We start from the raw sequence: 16,748 nt of genomic DNA on the forward strand, positions 1-16,748 counted from the left end.
TGTGTGCATTGCACCGGAAAACGGCAATTGCACTGGCGCGGCCATTTGCGCCTCTTGCAATCGGTCTCAAAATCCTGCCATTTTGCCTATCCACTCTACGGTCCCTTTTGGGCAAAGGCATTCCTTGCGGCGCGCAGCATGCGCGCCCAAGCAGTAACGGTCGAAAGCGGTAGCATCCCATGCGTATTACAATTGAGCGGTCCAACCTTTTGAAGTCGCTGAACCACGTGCATCGCGTGGTCGAACGCCGGAACACGATCCCGATCCTGTCCAACATCCTGCTGCGCGCCGATGGTCAGAACCTCGACATGAAGGCGACCGACCTCGATCTAGAGGTGACCGAGGCGACGCCTGCGAACGTCGAACAGGCCGGCGCCACTACCGTTCCTGCCCATCTTCTCTACGACATCGTGCGCAAGCTGCCTGACGGTTCCGAAGTCCTGCTGGCGACGAGCACAGACGGCGGCTCGATGACTGTCGCGTCCGGTCGCTCCAAGTTCTCGCTTCAGTGCCTGCCGCAGTCCGACTTCCCGGATCTCACCGCGGGCACCTTCAGCCACACCTTCAAGCTGAAGGCGACGGACCTCAAGATGTTGATTGATCGTACCCAGTTCGCGATCTCGACTGAGGAAACGCGCTATTACCTGAACGGCATCTTCTTCCACACCATCGAAAGCCAGGGCGATCTGAAGCTGCGCGCCGTCGCAACCGACGGCCATCGCCTCGCCCGCGCCGACGTCGATGCGCCATCGGGCTCCGAAGGCATGCCGGGCATCATCATTCCGCGCAAGACCGTCGGCGAACTGCAGAAGCTCGTCGATGTTCCGGATGCGATGGTGACCGTCGAAGTGTCGGACGCCAAGATCCGCCTCAGCATCGGCCCGATCGTCATGACCTCGAAGCTGATCGACGGCACATTCCCCGATTACCAGCGCGTTATCCCGGCCAACAACGACAAGGAAATGCGTGTCGACTGCACGACGTTCGCGCAGGCCGTGGACCGCGTCTCGACGATCTCCTCCGAGCGTGGCCGCGCCGTCAAGCTCGCTCTCTCGGACGGCCAGTTGCTGCTCACCGTCAACAATCCGGATTCGGGCAGCGCGACGGAAGAAGTCGCCGTTGGCTATGACACGGACGCGATGGAAATCGGCTTCAACGCCAAATACCTGCTTGATATCACTGCACAGCTTTCCGGCGACGAAGCGATCTTCCTGCTCGCCGATGCGGGATCGCCGACGCTCATTCGCGACACCGCAGGCGACGACGCCCTTTACGTGCTGATGCCGATGCGCGTCTAGACGGGCGTCGCATTTGCCGTGCAAACTTTGCCAATTGCGACGTCAGGCCTTGTTTTTCGCTGAGACTGACTGCAATTAGAAAGCGGGCTGTTTTGTTGCATAACCAGGAGGACGGGCATGGCGTTGCGCCTAAAGGAACGGCTGGGCAAGAAGTTTGACGAAGAGATCCGCTTCTTCAAAGGAATGATGCAGGGGCCGAAAACCGTCGGTTCGATTGTTCCCACCTCCTCCATTACAGCCCGTAAGATGGCAAGCGTCATCAACCCTCACTCGGGACTGCCGGTCCTTGAGCTCGGACCCGGCACCGGGGCGATCACCAAAGCCATTCTTGGTCGCGGCGTGAAGCCAGGAAATCTGGTCGCCGTCGAATATTCGACCGACTTCTACGAACATCTCGTCCGGCTCTATCCGGGCGTGAATTTCATCAATGGCGACGCGTTCAATCTCGACAAGACGCTCGGCGCCATGAAGGATCAAACGTTCGATTCCGTCGTTTCCGCCGTGCCGCTGCTGAACTTTCCGATGCAGGCGCGCATCGCACTTCTCGAGAGCCTGCTCGACCGTCTGCCAGCCGGTCGCCCGGTCGTGCAGATTTCCTACGGCCCTGTATCGCCGATCATCGCGCGGCCGGATCGCTACCATATCCAGCACTTCGACTTCATCGTCCGCAACATTCCACCTGCGCAGCTCTGGATCTACCGGCGCGGCTGAACCGGTGTTCGGCCTCTACATCACGCATCCACAGGTGAAGATCGACCCCGATGTCCCTGTACCGAAATGGCGGCTGTCGGAGATCGGGGCTGCGCGCGCTGGCAAGGCAGCTGAAAGCGGTTGGGCAAGGCAGTTGCGGCGGGTCGTTTCCAGCGACGAGACGAAAGCGATCGAAACTGCCGAAATCCTTGCGTCCGCAGCCGGACTGACCGTCGAAATCGTCCCGGGCATGCATGAGAACGATCGCACGGCAACCGGTTTCCTGTCGCCGCCGGAGTTCGAAAAGGCAGCCGACTGGTTCTTTGCGCACCCCGAGGAGAGCTTCCGCGGTTGGGAGCGAGCAATCGATGCACAACGGCGTATCGTTTCGGCGGTTACCGATGTCCTCGCATCGCATGATTCCGTCCTGCCCATCGCGTTTGTCGGGCACGGCGGCGTCGGCACGCTGCTGAAATGCCACCTTCAGGGCCGGGCGATCCGGCGCGACGGCGATCAGCCTGGCGGTGGCGGTAATCTCTATTGTTTCAGCCTTGCAGATCAGCGCCTATCGTGCGACTGGACGCCTATCGAAGAGTGGCAGGGATGGATGTGAGATGGACGCACGCGAGCGCCTGATCGTCGGGCTGGATGTTCCAACGCTTGGCGAAGCCGAAAGGATCGTCAACACACTCGGCGACGACGTGGTTTTCTACAAGATCGGCTATCAACTGGCCTTTGCCGGCGGCTTGGAATTTGCGCGCGACCTTGCCAAGAGCGGCAAGAAGGTCTTCCTCGACATGAAGCTGCTCGATATCGACAATACGGTCGCGTCGGGCGTCGAGAACATCGTCAAGATGGGCATGTCGATGCTGACGCTGCACGCCTATCCGAAGGCGATGAAGGCTGCGGTCGAGGCGGCGAAGGGCTCCGATCTCTGCCTCCTCGGTGTCACCGTGCTGACATCGATGGACGAGCAGGACCTGATCGCCGCAGGCTACGAGTATGATCCGCATACGCTCGTGCTGCGCCGCGCCGAACAGGCGCATCTCGCCGGCATGGGCGGCATCGTCTGCTCCGCGGAAGAATCTGCGGCCGTGCGCAAGATCATCGGCCCCGATATGGCGCTCGTCACGCCGGGCATCCGCCCTGCCGGCGCCGACAAGGGCGACCAGAAACGTGTGATGACACCGGCCGATGCGCTGAAGGCCGGCTCCAGCCATCTGGTCGTTGCCCGCCCGATCGTCAAAGCCGCCGATCCTCGCGAAGCCGCGCGGGCGATCCTCGCCGAAATGGCAACCGTCCTACAATAACCAAGCATGCCAGGGAGCACTCAGATGGCAAAAGCATACTGGATCGCACGCGTCGATGTTCGCGACCTCGAGCGTTACAAGGACTACGTCGCAGCCGGAAAGCTGGCATTCGACAAGTACGGCGCCAACTTCCTCGCCCGTGGCGGCGCGATCACCGAGCTTGAAGGCAAGTCCCGCGCACGCAACGTGGTCATCGAATTTCCCTCGATGCAGCATGCCGTCGATTGCTACAATTCACCGGAATACCAGATCGCCGCGAAAATCCGCCAGGAAATCGCCGATGCCGAGATGGTCGTCGTCGAAGGCATCTGAGACGAGTTCTCAGCGGTGAGAACTGCGGCGCGATGGCCCTTTTCGTCACGCCGTGATTGGTCTAAGACGAAACCACATCGACCACACAACTGAGCCTTTCGAGGAGCCTGCCATGACCCTTGCCAACCTGCCGCCACTCGTCACCGTGTTCGGAGGGTCCGGCTTCATCGGCAGGCATATCGTTCGCGAGCTCGCAAAGCGCGGCTACCGCATCCGTGTTGCCGTCCGCCGTCCCGATCTCGCCGGCTTCCTGCAGCCACTCGGCAATGTCGGCCAGATTTCCTTTGTCCAGGCGAACCTGCGCTACCGCAACTCGGTCGATCGTGCGGTCGACGGCGCTGACTATGTGGTGAACTGCGTCGGCATCCTCCACGAAGCCGGCCGCAATACCTTCGAGGCGGTCCAGGAATTTGGCGCCCGTGCCGTCGCCGAAGCCGCGCGCGGCGTCGGTGCCAAGCTGATCCATACCTCCGCGATCGGCGCACATGCCCATTCCGACTCCGGATATGCCCGCACGAAGGGTCGCGCCGAGGCGGCGATCCACGCGATAAAGCCGGACGCCATCATCTATCGTCCGTCGGTGGTCTTCGGCCCCGAGGACAGCTTCTTCAATAAGTTCGCCGACATGGCGCGCATGTCGCCGATGCTGCCGCTGATCGGCGGCGGCAAGACGAAATTCCAGCCGGTCTACGTCGTCGACGTCGCCGAAGCGGTCGCGAAGGCTGTCGAGGGCAAGGTTGCCGCTGGCGAAACCTTCGAGCTCGGCGGCCCCGAAGTACTGACCTTCCGCGAATGTCTTGAAATCATGCTGAAGACAACCTCGCGCAAGAACCGCCTCGTGTCGCTTCCGTTCGGCATCGCCTCGATGATCGGCAGCATTGCCTCGCTCGTTCCGTTCATCACCCCGCCGATCACGGCGGACCAGGTGCGCCTCCTGAGGAAGAACAACGTCGTCTCGAAGGAAGCAGAAGCCGAAGGCCGTACGCTGAAGGGCATCGGCGTCACGCCAACTCTGGTGAACTCGGTTATCGGGTCGTACCTCGTGCAGTATCGTCCACACGGCCAATACACCGGCTCGGGCAAGGCCGCCTAAAGCCGCTGTCCACTTCTATCTAGGTGTGCCGCTCGCGGGATCGCGGGCGGCATTTTTCTTGGAAGAGTTTTCCGGAATCGCGCAAGTTGTGGATGCTTTTTTCTCTGTGCCGGCAAGGCACTCGTTGCATAAAAGCCGCACCAAAAAATTAGCGGAATTAACACCAAATTTAGCAGGAACATTTATTGCTATTTGTCATTCCACTGACTACACACCCCGCGCGTCTCCCAATGGACTCAGCGCCTTGACGGCGCGCTAACGACTTTGAAAGGCTTTCTTCGATGGGTAGGTCAATCGCGCTTCTGTTTGCGTGCGCGGCGCTGGTTATTCTGGCAGGCTCCTTCATTGCACCCGGCTCGGTTGCAGCGGTGAAGGGTGAGTGCTCGCCAGCTTATGGCATCGATCCCTGCGAGACCGGCTCCATCAGCCGATAACGAAAAACCGGCGCTCTACGCCGGTTTTTTTGTGCCGTCAGACATCTGAAGTGTTTGTCACTTCGTCGGGCAATCCGCATTTGCGCGATCAGTGCGCAAATGCGGCAGTCAAAAGCTATCTCAGGCGATCGCCCCAGTCGCGGCCATGCCAAGCAGAATGGCGCCCAGAATGATGCGGTAGATGGCAAACATCGTAAAACGGTTGCTGCGGATATAGGAGAGCAGCCACTTCACAGCCACGAACGCGACAATCGTCGAGACGACGAAGGCGATACCGAGGCTCGTCCAGTTCTCATTTGCGGCGCCGCCATCCTTGAACGTCTTCAACAGTTCGTAGGCGCTGGCAGCATACATGGTCGGGATGCCGACCAGAAAGGCGAATTCGGTCGCCGCAGCGCGGTTGCCAGTGCCGGCCAGCATAGCGACGAAGATCGTGGCACCCGAGCGGGAAGTTCCCGGGAAAACGCCTGCGACGACCTGGGCAATGCCGACCAGGATGGCAACAAGCCAGGTGATTTCCTTGTGCGGGGGCCTACGCGCGGCGGCCCACTCGGCAAAGATCATCCAGACGCCGCCGATGATCAGCGCCCAGGCGATCGGTGTTGCGTTCTCCGGCAACTCGAAGCCGAGCTTCTTGACGATCAGCCCGAGGACGGCCGTGATCAGAAATGCGACAATCAGCTTGGCGGCATAGGCGCGGTTTCTCGGATCACGCCATCCGAGAACGAGATCCACGAGGCGCCGCCAGTAGATAATGGTGACGGCGAGGATGGCACCAGCCTGAATGACAATGTTGAACATGTCCGAGCGGTGGCCGAGCCATTGTTCCGCAATGATAAGGTGGCCAGTGCTCGAAATCGGCAGAAACTCGGTAATTCCCTCTATTATGCCTAGAATTATAGAGTTCACATATTCCATACATTCTCTCCGTGGAAATTTGGTCGGGCTGCGCGGGGGTTATGGCGGCCGTAAGTGACGAAGGCAGGGCGGGAAGGCAAAAATCGGTCTTTGGCGCGTACACGTCCTTTGTCCAGGCGGTCGGCTGTCCGACTCGCTTGTATTGGAAGGACCAAACTCCTATAGCTTCAACGAATAAGTCATGACTAGGGCGCTATGATCATCGCGCTCCCGCAACGCACCCACAGCCATCAAAAATCCGAGAATCGATGCCCACGCTCTATCATCACCCCATGTCATCCGCATCACGCTTCGTTCGGCTGATCCTGACGGAGTACGGCTATCAGGCGGATCTGATCGAAGAACAGACATGGGAGAAGCGGCGGGATTTCCTCGCGCTGAACCCGGCCGGAACCTTGCCGGTGTATGTCGATGACAGCATGCGGGCGCTCTGCGGCGCCACAGTCATCTCGGAGTATCTCGACGAGACGCATGGCGTGCTCAAGCGGGATCGCCGGCTACTCGCAGAAGATCCGTTCCAGCGCGCCGAAATCCGCCGGCTGGCGGAGTGGTTCATGCAGAAGATGGAAACCGACGTCACCAGGCCGCTTGCCCGCGAGCGGGTCTACAAGCTGCAGATGACGGCGGACCAGGGAGGCGGTGCGCCTGACTCGAAGATCCTTCGCACGGCACGGGCAAACATCCGCCAGCATATGAAGTACCTCACATGGCTCGCAGGCTCGCGCCAGTGGCTGGCTGGCGACCGCATGAGCTATGCCGACCTGGCTGCCGCCTCCGCCGTTTCCATTCTCGACTACCTCGGCGAGATCGACTGGTCGGAAGCGCCTGTTGTCAAGGAGTGGTATCAGCGCCTGAAGTCGCGTCCATCCTTCCGGCCCCTGCTCACCGAACGCGTACGGGGCCTGACACCGGTGTCCCACTACGCCGATCTGGATTTCTGACGAGGGCCTTCGATGGCCACAGAAAACAAGGAACAGAAACGCCGCGACACCCTCACCGCCTTCGTTCGCTCGGAGGCGAACGCTCTCGGATTCGATCTCTGTCGCATCACCCGAGCCGATGCAATCCCCGAGGCCAAGGAGCGGCTTGGCGAATTCATCGACGCCGGGCGGCACGGCACGATGGAGTGGATGGCGGAAACTCGCGACAGGCGCGGCGATCCGCGCACGCTCTGGAGCGATGTCCGGTCAATCGTCGTCTTCGGCCTCAATTACGGACCGGATGAAGATCCCCGCGAAATTCTGACGAAACCCGACAAGGCCGCGATCTCGGTCTATGCGCGCAATCGCGACTATCACGACGTCATCAAGGGACGGCTGAAGGAGATTGCGACGCGTTTTGCGGCGCGTGCGGGGGCGGACGTGAAGGTCTTCGTCGATACCGCGCCTGTGATGGAGAAGCCGCTTGCGGCTGCGGCCGGCCTTGGCTGGCAGGGCAAGCACACGAACCTCGTCAGCCGTGAACTCGGCTCGTGGCTCTTTCTCGGCTCGATGTTCACAACCGCGGATCTGAATATAGATGCCGCTGAAGTCGACCACTGCGGCTCCTGTCGTGCCTGTCTCGACATCTGCCCGACCAATGCATTCCCGGCACCCTATCAAATCGACGCGCGACGCTGCATTTCGTACCTGACCATCGAGCACAAGGGACCGATCGATCCCGCCCTGCGTCCGTTGATCGGCAATCGGATCTACGGCTGCGATGATTGCCTTGCCGTCTGCCCATGGAACAAGTTTGCCCATGAGGCGTCCGAAATGAAGCTGCAGCCCCGAGAGGACCTGAAGGAACCGACGATCGAGTTCCTGCTCAACCTCGACGACGCCGCCTTTCGCGCATTCTTCAGCGGCTCGCCGGTCAAGCGGATCGGCCGCGACCGCTTCATCCGCAATGTGCTCATCGCTGCCGGCAATTCGGGCGACCGCCGCTTTGTCGAGCGATGTCGGGCGCTGTCGCTGGACCCCTCGCCCGTCGTACGTGGTATGGCGGTCTGGGCGCTTTCACGCCTTTTCGAGGCTGGTGAATTCGCAGCCTTTGCGGCACAAAGGCCAGATGAATCGGACAGCGATGTCAGGGACGAATGGCGGCTAGCGGGAGCTGTATGATGGATGTGATGATTTTCGGCTGCGGTTTTTCCGGTAAGGCAATCGCCGAGGCTTTCATAGCTGATGGGGCGCGCGTAACCGGGACGACACGGACGGACGAAAAGGCTGCCGCTTTGCGTGGCCTCGGGATCAACGCGTTCCTTTTCGACGGCGAGACTCTGGGACATGATCTGAGCGTCGCGATGCGCGATACGACGCATCTCGTTCAATCCATTGCTCCACGGGAAAGCGGCGATCCGCTGATCGGGCTCGCAGGTGAGCGATTGCGGGAGATGATGCCGAAGCTCCAGTGGATCGGCTATCTCTCGACGGTCGGCGTCTACGGCGATCACAAGGGCAACTGGGTCACTGAAGACACGCCCTGCACGCCGGTTTCCGGCCGCTCAAAGGAGCGGCTGGAAGCGGAAGACGGCTGGATGGCCATCGGCGCAAAGAACAATATTCCGGCGGCGGTTCTCCGCCTTTCCGGCATCTACGGACCCGGCCGCAATGCGTTTTGCAATCTGGAGCGCGGCACGGCAAGGCGGCTGATCAAGAAAGACCAGGTCTTCAACCGCATCCGCGTCGAGGACATTGGATCTGCGACGCGGTTCCTTGCCGAGCGCGGACTTGGCGGCATCTACAATGTCACCGACGATCTGCCCGGCCCGCCTCAGGATGTCATTGTCGAGGCCGCTCGCCTTCTGGGCGTCGAGCCCCCGCCGGAGCAGCCGTTTGAGACTGCCGAACTCACGCCGATGGCGCGGTCCTTCTACGGCGAGAACAAGCGGGTATCCAACGCCAAGCTGAAAGCGGCAGGCTTTACCTTCACGTTCCCGACCTATCCGACCTCCCTCGCGCAGCTGAAGCAAAGCAACAGCTGGCGAGGATAGGCAGCCTCAAGCCGACACGCCGAGAGCCGGTTCGGTCTTTGCTCTTGCGAGCGGCGGAAACGCCAGGGCAATCGCAGCCGCCCCAAGCCCAACCAGGGCGGATCCGATGAAGAGCCACGAGTAGTTGTGGAACGTGTCGAAGATCCAGCCACCGATCAGTGGGCCGAAGGCCATGCCGAGGCTGGAGAGCATAGTGGCGGCGCCGAAAACGGTGCCGATGATACGCGGTCCGAAATATTCCCGCGCCAGCACCGCATAGAGCGGCATCACGCCGCCATAGGCACTACCGAAGATGATCGCCAGAGCATAGAATTCACCGAGCCTGCTGACGAAAAGGTAGGTTGCCAGCGCGATCGCCTGGACAAGCAGGCCGGCCACAAGCACCGGCTTCACGCCGATCCTGTCGGCAAGCCCGCCATAGAGAAGCCGTCCGCCCAGCCCCGCGAGCCCCTCGACGCTGTAGATGCTGACAGCGGCCATCGGCGCAATGCCACAGATCGTGGCGTAACTGACCATGTGGAAGATCGGCCCTGAATGCGCGGCACAGCAGGCAGCGAATGTCAGCCCGAGCACGATGAATTGCGGCGAGCGGAACACTCGGGAAAGCGACGGCTGCTCGCCACTCGCCACATCGGCGGCCGCAGCGTCCCCCGTTTCCGCGGGCGGACGGCGAACGAGCAAGGCTGCCGGTATCAGTAGCACCCAGGCGGTGATGCCGATCAGCAGCATCGCAGTTCGCCAATCATAGGCGGAGATCAGCCAGCGCGCGAACGGTGAGATAGTCATGGGCGCAACGCCCATGCCAGCCGACACCAGCGAAACGGCAAGGCCACGGTTCTCCTCGAACCAACCCGTCGTCGTCGCGATCATCGGCGCAAAGAAGGTGCTGGCGGCCAGCCCGACCAGAATGCCGTAGGTCAGTTGGAATTGCAGAAGGGACTCGGCTCGACTTGCAAGCACAAGCGCCAGGCCGAGGCCTCCGGCCCCGATCAGAACGACGACGCGGGGCCCGTAGCGATCGCTTGCGGTGCCCCAGAAGAAGCCACCGATCCCCATGACAATGAAATTGAGCGTCATTGCGCTCGCGATGCCAGCATGTGACCAGCCGGTGTCTATGGCGATCGGCTCCTGGAAAATCGCTAGGGAGAACATCGCGCCGAGCGCGACGCACGTCATCAAAGCCCCAGCAGCAACAATGATCCAACGATAGGGTATGCTCATAACTTCGCAGCCTCCCTGCCCAAGTTGACGAGGCGTGCACTACTTGCGCGCCTGCAAGCTAAAGACGTTCGGGCGTCCGCATTTTCGACAACGTCGTCGTATTTTGAGCGACACCTCGCCAACTCCCAGCCAACTTGATAGCACGAGTTGGCAAGCCGGCGGGAGCGGACCTCAGATTTTTACGTCCATGGGTTGTGCAACCGCTCGCAGACAGCTCGCCAAAAGAGGTAGGAAATTCCTACCTTTCCGGTGCGCACGCACAATTCTGCGCCGCTTTATGGTTAACGGCCCCTAAATTTGCTCAAATGGGGCAGCAATTATGGCAATTGCGCAAAATTATTTTCGTAAATTTTGTGATCTCGGGTTGCGTGGATCATGTCTTGTAAAAAACGTTCGAATTTTACTTGATTTCATTATCTTTTTTTCCATCTCCTTGTTTTTAACGGCGTTACCTGTCGTGCATCTATCCATCACAGATATTACACTCTGTAACATTCCGTGATAATTGGGGGCACTTTTTCGCCACACTTGGCCGGATTCAACCCCTTCACCGCCCACAAGGCGTGAGTTCAACAGTTGAGGGACAATCCGTTTTGAAGAAAATCTGCCGTTCTGTTATCGCCGCAGCAACAATTGCAGCTTGCTCTACCATCCTTCCCGTCGAAGGATTTGCTGCAAATGGTTGCGGTGGCGCTTCCTGGTACGCACTTCGCTCCAAAACCGCCTCCGGGGAACGTATGAACCCGACCATCAATACTGCAGCACATCGTTCATTGGCATTTGGCACGAAGCTGAAAGTTACCAACCGCAACAACGGCCGCAGCGTCGTCGTTCGCGTCAACGATCGTGGTCCGTTCATTCGCGGCCGCGTCCTCGATCTCTCCCGCGCTGCCGCCCAGAACATTGGCATGGTCAGCAGTGGCACGGCAAAGGTCTGCTACGAAGTCATAGGCTAAGCGTTCGCCCGTATACGAACGGGTCGCTTGCTCTTGCCGCCAATCGCGTCTACGACGCGGTTTAGACTTGTGTACTATCCGCTGCGTCTGTCGCGCTTCCTGCGGATTGTTCACAAGCCCGGTATTTTGATCCAGGCGATAGGAGCTGTTTGAATGCGATTGGGCGGGCGGCTCGAAGGGGCGATTTCGGTTCTTGCAGATATCGATGCCCGCAGACGGCCTGTAGCCGATGCATTGAAGGACTGGGGCCTCGCTCATCGGTTTGCCGGCTCCGGCGACCGCGCCGCGATCGGCAACATCGTCTACGATGCGCTCCGCATGCGCCTGTCCCACGCCTGGCTGATGGACGACGACAGTGCTTCCTCCATCGCTTACGCCGTGATGTTCCGCCAGTGGGGTTTCACGCCGGACACGCTTGCTGCGGAACTTGCGGACGACAAGTTCGCACCTGCCCCCCTTTCGGAAGCTCAACTGTCCGCATTCAATAGCCGGCGCCTGACCGACGCTCCGGCTCATATCCAGGGTGATATCCCTGAGTGGGTCCAATCCTCCTTTGAAAATGCCTTCGGCGACAGCTGGCTTGCCGAGGCACAGGCCCTTGCGGGACGTCCTACACTTGATCTGCGCGCGAACATCCTCAAGGCGACCCGCGACAAGACGGTCAAAGCGCTTGAGAGGGCCGGCGCACAAGAGGCAAAAATCGCGCGCTACGGGATCCGGATTCCCGCCGGCGAAGGAGCCTCAAGACTTCCAAACGTGACAGCTGAGCTTTCGTTCCAAAAAGGTTGGTTCGAAGTTCAGGACGAAGGATCGCAGATCGTTGCCGATCTCGTGCTTCCCAAGGACGGCGAACAGGTGCTTGACTATTGCGCAGGCGGCGGCGGCAAGACGCTCGCCATGTCGGCGGCGATGCACAACAAGGGCCAGGTTCATGCCTACGACGCCGACCGCAAGCGGCTCGCCCCGATCATCGAACGGCTGAAGCGTGCGGGCACCCGCAATGTCCAGGTCCATGATGACGCCAAGGCCCTGAAGAGCCTTAGCGATCGCTGCGACAAGGTGCTCGTCGATGCGCCGTGCACGGGAACCGGGACTTGGCGGCGGCGGCCCGACACCAAATGGCGATTGACCGCCAAGAACCTCGACGAGCGCACGGCCCAGCAGCAGGATGCCCTCAAGCAGGCGAGCGCCTTTGTCCGCCCCGGTGGCGAGTTGATCTATGTCACCTGCTCGGTTCTGCCGCAGGAAAACGAAGAGCAGGTCCGACGCTTCACCGCCGAGAACGGCGACTACGAGATCGTCAGCGCCCTGCCCGCCTGGGACGGACTGTTCGGAAAGGACAGCCCGCGCCCACGCTCGTCCGACGGCAAGACCATCACGCTGACGCCCGCTTCCACCGATACGGACGGGTTCTTCTTCTGCCGCATGAAGCGGAACGGCTGAACAGCCGGTCTTCGCGCCCGCAACCGCGGCGAATACACTTAAAACCATTCCAAACTAGAGTGTTTGACACCAGTTTGCTTTTGCGCAAAGAGATTTGCGTCGGACTTCGCGCTGAACGTCCGCACAGGAGAGGATCATGAAACTCAACAAGAATTTCTGCGCAGCCGTGGCGCTGGCGGTGGCCCCAACCGCTCTGCTTGCCATTCCCGCCTACGCGGCTCCGGATGCTGCTGCAGTTGTAAAGCACTACGCTGACGTTGCGCATGCCAAATACGAAGATTCGCTGACGACGGCCAAGGCCCTTGACGCGGCAATCGACGCCCTGCTCAAGGACCCGACCGACAAGACATTGAAGGCTGCCCGCGCCGCGTGGATCAAGGCACGCATCCCTTACCAGCAGACGGAAGTCTATCGCTTCGGCAACCCGATCGTTGACGACTGGGAAGGTAAGGTCAACGCTTGGCCGCTCGACGAAGGCCTGATCGATTACGTCGATGCGTCGTACGGAACCGAGAGCGACGAGAATTCGCTCTACGTTGCCAATGTCATCGCCAACAAGACGATCAAGATCGACGGCAAGGATGTGGACGCGTCGAAGCTAACGCCCGAATTCCTCTCCGGCACGCTGGCCGAAGCCGGCGGCGTCGAAGCCAATGTCGCCACCGGCTACCATGCCATCGAGTTCCTGCTCTGGGGCCAGGACCTGAACGGCACCGGTCCCGGAGCTGGCAACCGCCCTGCCACTGACTACGACCTGAAGAATTGCACGCACGGCAATTGCGATCGCCGTGCCGAATATCTGAAGTCCGCCTCGACGCTGCTGGTCTCCGACCTTCAGGAGATGACCAACAACTGGACTGCGGATGGTGAAGCCACCAAGCATGTCGAAGCCGATCCGAAAGCTGGTCTCGTTGCCATCCTGACGGGTATGGGCTCGCTCTCCTACGGAGAACTGGCTGGCGAGCGCATGAAGCTCGGCCTGCTGCTGCACGATCCGGAAGAAGAGCATGATTGCTTCTCCGACAACACCTTCAACTCGCACCTCAACGACGCGATCGGCATCGCCGCTGCCTACACGGGCGACTACACCCGCGTTGACGGCACGAAGATGAAGGGACCGTCGCTGCACGATCTCGTCGCCGCCAAGGACGAGAAACTCGACAAGGAAATGCAGGCCAAACTGAAGAAGACGCTCGATGCGATGCAGGTCATGGCGAAGCGCGGTCTGAACGTCGAGAAGTACGACCAGATGATCGGCGAAGGCAACAAGAAGGGCAACGCTGTCGTTCAGGCTGCCATCGACGGTCTCGTCGACCAGACCAAGACGGTGCAGCGCGTTATTGCCGCACTCGATCTCGGCACGGTGAAGCTTGAAGGTTCCGACAGCTTGGATAATCCTGGCGCGGTCTTCCAATAAGTGAAAAGGCGGGCCGCTTCGTTCGACGCAGCGGCCCGAACTCTCGAATGCCTCCCAGATCGGCTCGTCGTCTTCTGAGTTGCGCAGCATTTTGCGCCGCGATTGCCGGATTTTCCGTTGCGCTGGCATCCGGGTTCGATCTTCCGACGAAACGAGGCGACCTTTCCGAAGCGGATATGAAACGCGTCGCCGCGGTGACCCGGCCGACCACGGATTTTTCCAAGGCCGAGCAATACGAGGCGATGCAGGCGGGCGGCGCCACGTCCATCGATCCGGCCACCGAGGATTCCTTTTCGCATATTTCCGCGACCATCCCCTTCGAGGAAGAGCAGCCGTTCCGACTGGGAAACGCCCTCTTCAAGAAGCTCTGGGTTTCCGCTCCTTCCTCGACACAGGCCTCGGATGGCCTTGGGCCGCTCTTCAATGCCCGCTCCTGCATGAGCTGTCACGTAAACGACGGCCGCGGCAAGCCGCCGGAAGGCGGCGTCAGCGCCACCTCGATGTTCCTGCGCCTGTCGCGTCCCGCAGCCACGCCTGACGAACAGCGGGCAATTGCCAACGCCGAGATCGTCAACTTCCCTGATCCCGTTTACGGCCACCAGCTGCAGGATCTTGCGGTTCCGGGTCTGCCCTCCGAGGGCAAGATGGCGATCCGCTACTCCGAGGTAACGGTCACACTTGCTGGCGGAGAGACGGCTTCGCTCCGCCGCCCGAGCTACGAGGTGACCAACCCAGGCTATGGCCCACTCGACCCGGCGACGACGATCTCGCCGCGCGTTGCGCCCGCGATGATCGGGCTCGGCCTGATCGAAGCCATCCCCGAGGCGGATATCCTGGCCCATGCCGATCCGGACGATACGAACGGCGATGGCATTCACGGCAAGGCGGCTGTTGTGCGCGACCATCGCACAGGCAAGATCGCGCTCGGCCGCTTCGGTTGGAAGGCGCAGAACGCAAGTGTGCGCGATCAGAGCGCGGATGCCTTCTCCAATGACATCGGCATTTCGACGCCGGACCAGCCTGACTCGCATGGCGATTGCACCGTAGCCGAGGCCAAGTGCAGGGAGATGCCGACCGGCGTGCAGAAACGGCTTGGCAAGGAGGAGGCCCCCGGCCCGATCCTCGACCTCGTGACCTTCTACTCTGCCAACTTGGCCGTCCCTGCCCGGCGAAAGGCGAGCTTCCCGGCTACCCTGCAGGGCAAGAAGATCTTCTACCAAAGCGGCTGCATTTCCTGCCACGTGCCGAAGTTCGTCACCCGCCGGGACAGCGCCGACAAGGCCCAATCCTTCCAGCTGATCTGGCCCTATTCCGACTTCCTGCTGCACGATATGGGCGAAGGTCTCGCGGACGGACAACAAGTCGGGAGCGCCAACGGTCGTGAATGGCGCACGCCGCCACTATGGGGTATAGGTCTGACCCAGACTGTCAGCGGGCACAGCTTTTTCCTCCACGACGGCCGCGCCAGAAATCTCACCGAAGCGATTCTCTGGCATGGCGGCGAGGCTCAAAAAGCGCGTGACGCTTTCGCATCCCTGCCGAAGGATGATCGGCAGGCACTGATTACATTCCTGGAGTCCCTTTGATGCGCCTTTGGCAACCTCTTCTTCTCTCCTTGGCCCTTGCTACTTCTGCCTCCGCACAGACCCCCGCACCGCAAGCCGGCCTGAACGAGGAAGCGGTATCCACGGTGATGCAGCGGGCAGTTGACGAGGTGATCCGCCCCGGCTATCGCAATGCCCAGCAATCGGCCGCACGCCTGACGACGGCGATGAAGGACCTCTGCGAAGACGCGACGCAGCAGAAGCTCGACAAGGCGAAGTCGGCTTTCGACGACACGATCCGCTATTGGTCGGTCATCGAGATCGTCCAGACAGGACCTGTCATTCAGGACAATCTCTTCGAGCACATCCTGTTTTATCCCGATCGCAAAGGGGTCGGCCTGAAGCAGGTTCAGGCGCTGATCGCCAAAGCCGATCCGAAGGACACCACGGTCGATGCGATCGCCGGCAAGAGTGTTGCGCTGCAAGGGCTCACTGCGCTTGAATACGTGCTCTACGGCACCGGCGCCGAAGACCTGACGACACAGAAAAATAGTTTCCGATGCCTCTATGGCGCAGCCGTCGCCGGCAACATTCAGCGCGAGGCCGGCGAGGTTGTCGCCGCCTGGGAAAAGCCCGACGGCGTGCAGGCGAGCTGGAAGCATCCCGGCCCGCAAAGCGCGGACTTCATGGATAACAAGGAAGCAGTGACGGCGCTGCTCGGTATTCTCGTCCACGGCGCCGAAACGGTTCGCGATCAGCGTCTCGAGCAGTTCTACAAGGGCAAGGACAGCACGCCGCGCCCGCGCATGGCGATCTATTGGCGTTCCAAGAACACTTGGAAGTCGATGGCAGCCAATCTCGACGGACTGCGCACGCTCTGGCAGAAGGCCGGCATGGTAGAGCTTCTTCCCGCCGACAAGAAACCAATTGCCGACGCGATCGATGCCAGCTTCAAGTCGCTGCTGGAAACCGTACCAAAGCTCAACCCCGATATCGAAGTCGCGACAAGCGATGCCGAGAAAGCAAAGCTGGATGCCCTTCTGGTCAGCACGCGTGAGCTGATTACCAAGATAAGCGACGACTACGGAGCGGCGATCGGCCTATCGGCTGGCTTCTCCTTCTCCGACGGCGACTGAAC

At 60.6% G+C, this 16,748-nt stretch carries 17 protein-coding genes; 15 read left to right on the top strand and 2 right to left on the bottom strand.

From position 1 onward, the window contains the following. Window positions 1-179 precede the first annotated feature (179 nt). The 7 genes from dnaN to FHT97_RS06340 all read left to right on the top strand — a co-directional run bounded on the left by dnaN (window position 180) and on the right by FHT97_RS06340 (window position 5,137). Window positions 180-1,298 (top strand): DNA polymerase III subunit beta, encoded by a 1,119-nt coding sequence (dnaN, locus tag FHT97_RS06310; RefSeq protein WP_016552426.1) that lies wholly within the window; start codon window positions 180-182, stop codon window positions 1,296-1,298. A 117-nt stretch (window positions 1,299-1,415) separates the two neighbouring features. Then, entirely contained in the window at window positions 1,416-2,009 is a 594-nt protein-coding gene (pmtA, locus tag FHT97_RS06315) for a phospholipid N-methyltransferase PmtA (RefSeq protein WP_183753374.1), read from the top strand. Window positions 2,010-2,013: 4 nt separating this feature from the next. Further along, window positions 2,014-2,601, top strand: coding sequence for a histidine phosphatase family protein (locus FHT97_RS06320; protein WP_183860640.1), 588 nt, complete (start codon window positions 2,014-2,016; stop codon window positions 2,599-2,601). Window position 2,602: 1 nt separating this feature from the next. After that, window positions 2,603-3,298, top strand: coding sequence for an orotidine-5'-phosphate decarboxylase (gene pyrF / locus FHT97_RS06325; protein WP_183753378.1), 696 nt, complete (start codon window positions 2,603-2,605; stop codon window positions 3,296-3,298). 24 nt (window positions 3,299-3,322) lie between these two features. Then, entirely contained in the window at window positions 3,323-3,610 is a 288-nt protein-coding gene (locus FHT97_RS06330; protein ID WP_016552422.1) for a DUF1330 domain-containing protein, read from the top strand. Window positions 3,611-3,722: 112 nt separating this feature from the next. Then, complete coding sequence (locus tag FHT97_RS06335) at window positions 3,723-4,703, top strand: complex I NDUFA9 subunit family protein (protein WP_183860642.1); 981 nt, start codon at window positions 3,723-3,725, stop codon at window positions 4,701-4,703. A gap of 281 nt (window positions 4,704-4,984) precedes the next feature. After that, complete coding sequence (locus tag FHT97_RS06340) at window positions 4,985-5,137, top strand: hypothetical protein (protein WP_016552420.1); 153 nt, start codon at window positions 4,985-4,987, stop codon at window positions 5,135-5,137. Window positions 5,138-5,257: 120 nt separating this feature from the next. Here the strand turns inward: FHT97_RS06340 and FHT97_RS06345 are convergent, their stop codons facing one another. Next, a complete protein-coding gene (locus FHT97_RS06345) occupies window positions 5,258-6,055 on the bottom strand; it encodes an undecaprenyl-diphosphate phosphatase (RefSeq protein ID WP_183753382.1) in 798 nt (265 codons plus the stop codon). A 248-nt stretch (window positions 6,056-6,303) separates the two neighbouring features. Between FHT97_RS06345 and FHT97_RS06350 the strand changes: the two genes are divergently transcribed. Genes FHT97_RS06350 through FHT97_RS06360 form a run of 3 tightly spaced genes read left to right on the top strand, consistent with a single transcriptional unit; the run spans window position 6,304 to window position 9,029 of the window. Continuing rightward, entirely contained in the window at window positions 6,304-6,996 is a 693-nt protein-coding gene (locus tag FHT97_RS06350; RefSeq protein WP_016552418.1) for a glutathione S-transferase family protein, read from the top strand. 12 nt (window positions 6,997-7,008) lie between these two features. Beyond that, on the top strand, window positions 7,009-8,157 hold the full coding sequence (gene queG, locus FHT97_RS06355) for a tRNA epoxyqueuosine(34) reductase QueG (RefSeq protein ID WP_183860644.1): 1,149 nt from the start codon (window positions 7,009-7,011) through the stop codon (window positions 8,155-8,157). Beyond that, entirely contained in the window at window positions 8,157-9,029 is an 873-nt protein-coding gene (locus FHT97_RS06360; protein WP_183753386.1) for an SDR family oxidoreductase, read from the top strand. The genes queG and FHT97_RS06360 overlap by 1 nt, the downstream gene beginning before the upstream one ends. Window positions 9,030-9,035: 6 nt before the next feature. Here FHT97_RS06360 and FHT97_RS06365 read toward each other — a convergent pair whose 3' ends face one another. Then, window positions 9,036-10,250, bottom strand: a complete 1,215-nt coding sequence (locus FHT97_RS06365; protein ID WP_183860646.1) for an MFS transporter — start codon at window positions 10,248-10,250, stop codon at window positions 9,036-9,038. A 593-nt stretch (window positions 10,251-10,843) separates the two neighbouring features. On the opposite strand from FHT97_RS06365, the gene FHT97_RS06370 reads away from it, so the two are divergent. The 5 genes from FHT97_RS06370 to FHT97_RS06390 all read left to right on the top strand — a co-directional run bounded on the left by FHT97_RS06370 (window position 10,844) and on the right by FHT97_RS06390 (window position 16,746). Next, window positions 10,844-11,206, top strand: coding sequence for a septal ring lytic transglycosylase RlpA family protein (locus FHT97_RS06370; protein ID WP_183860648.1), 363 nt, complete (start codon window positions 10,844-10,846; stop codon window positions 11,204-11,206). Window positions 11,207-11,359: 153 nt separating this feature from the next. Continuing rightward, entirely contained in the window at window positions 11,360-12,649 is a 1,290-nt protein-coding gene (locus FHT97_RS06375; RefSeq protein ID WP_183860650.1) for an RsmB/NOP family class I SAM-dependent RNA methyltransferase, read from the top strand. A gap of 136 nt (window positions 12,650-12,785) precedes the next feature. Beyond that, window positions 12,786-14,066 carry an imelysin family protein gene (locus FHT97_RS06380; RefSeq protein ID WP_183860652.1) on the top strand — a complete coding sequence of 427 codons (1,281 nt, stop codon included), beginning with the start codon at window positions 12,786-12,788 and terminating at the stop codon, window positions 14,064-14,066. A 47-nt stretch (window positions 14,067-14,113) separates the two neighbouring features. Further along, window positions 14,114-15,652, top strand: a complete 1,539-nt coding sequence (locus FHT97_RS06385) for a di-heme oxidoredictase family protein (protein WP_183860654.1) — start codon at window positions 14,114-14,116, stop codon at window positions 15,650-15,652. After that, window positions 15,652-16,746, top strand: a complete 1,095-nt coding sequence (locus FHT97_RS06390; RefSeq protein ID WP_183860656.1) for an imelysin family protein — start codon at window positions 15,652-15,654, stop codon at window positions 16,744-16,746. Before FHT97_RS06385 ends, FHT97_RS06390 begins: the two co-directional genes overlap by 1 nt. The last annotated feature ends 2 nt before the right edge of the window (window positions 16,747-16,748 follow it).

The organism is Rhizobium sp. BK399 (genome assembly GCF_014194695.1).
Lineage (GTDB): Bacteria > Pseudomonadota > Alphaproteobacteria > Rhizobiales > Rhizobiaceae > Rhizobium.

What these genes read in the sequence shown, in the direction of transcription:
- dnaN (WP_016552426.1), top strand. Translation starts at nt 180, where the DNA reads ATGCGTATTACAATTGAGCGGTCCAACCTTTTGAAGTCGCTGAACCAC.
- pmtA (WP_183753374.1), top strand. Translation starts at nt 1,416, where the DNA reads ATGGCGTTGCGCCTAAAGGAACGGCTGGGCAAGAAGTTTGACGAAGAG.
- pyrF (WP_183753378.1), top strand. Translation starts at nt 2,603, where the DNA reads ATGGACGCACGCGAGCGCCTGATCGTCGGGCTGGATGTTCCAACGCTT.
- FHT97_RS06330 (WP_016552422.1), top strand. Translation starts at nt 3,323, where the DNA reads ATGGCAAAAGCATACTGGATCGCACGCGTCGATGTTCGCGACCTCGAG.
- FHT97_RS06335 (WP_183860642.1), top strand. Translation starts at nt 3,723, where the DNA reads ATGACCCTTGCCAACCTGCCGCCACTCGTCACCGTGTTCGGAGGGTCC.
- FHT97_RS06340 (WP_016552420.1), top strand. Translation starts at nt 4,985, where the DNA reads ATGGGTAGGTCAATCGCGCTTCTGTTTGCGTGCGCGGCGCTGGTTATT.
- FHT97_RS06345 (WP_183753382.1), bottom strand. Translation starts at nt 6,055, where the DNA reads ATGGAATATGTGAACTCTATAATTCTAGGCATAATAGAGGGAATTACC.
- FHT97_RS06350 (WP_016552418.1), top strand. Translation starts at nt 6,304, where the DNA reads ATGCCCACGCTCTATCATCACCCCATGTCATCCGCATCACGCTTCGTT.
- queG (WP_183860644.1), top strand. Translation starts at nt 7,009, where the DNA reads ATGGCCACAGAAAACAAGGAACAGAAACGCCGCGACACCCTCACCGCC.
- FHT97_RS06360 (WP_183753386.1), top strand. Translation starts at nt 8,157, where the DNA reads ATGGATGTGATGATTTTCGGCTGCGGTTTTTCCGGTAAGGCAATCGCC.
- FHT97_RS06365 (WP_183860646.1), bottom strand. Translation starts at nt 10,250, where the DNA reads ATGAGCATACCCTATCGTTGGATCATTGTTGCTGCTGGGGCTTTGATG.
- FHT97_RS06375 (WP_183860650.1), top strand. Translation starts at nt 11,360, where the DNA reads ATGCGATTGGGCGGGCGGCTCGAAGGGGCGATTTCGGTTCTTGCAGAT.
- FHT97_RS06380 (WP_183860652.1), top strand. Translation starts at nt 12,786, where the DNA reads ATGAAACTCAACAAGAATTTCTGCGCAGCCGTGGCGCTGGCGGTGGCC.
- FHT97_RS06385 (WP_183860654.1), top strand. Translation starts at nt 14,114, where the DNA reads ATGCCTCCCAGATCGGCTCGTCGTCTTCTGAGTTGCGCAGCATTTTGC.
- FHT97_RS06390 (WP_183860656.1), top strand. Translation starts at nt 15,652, where the DNA reads ATGCGCCTTTGGCAACCTCTTCTTCTCTCCTTGGCCCTTGCTACTTCT.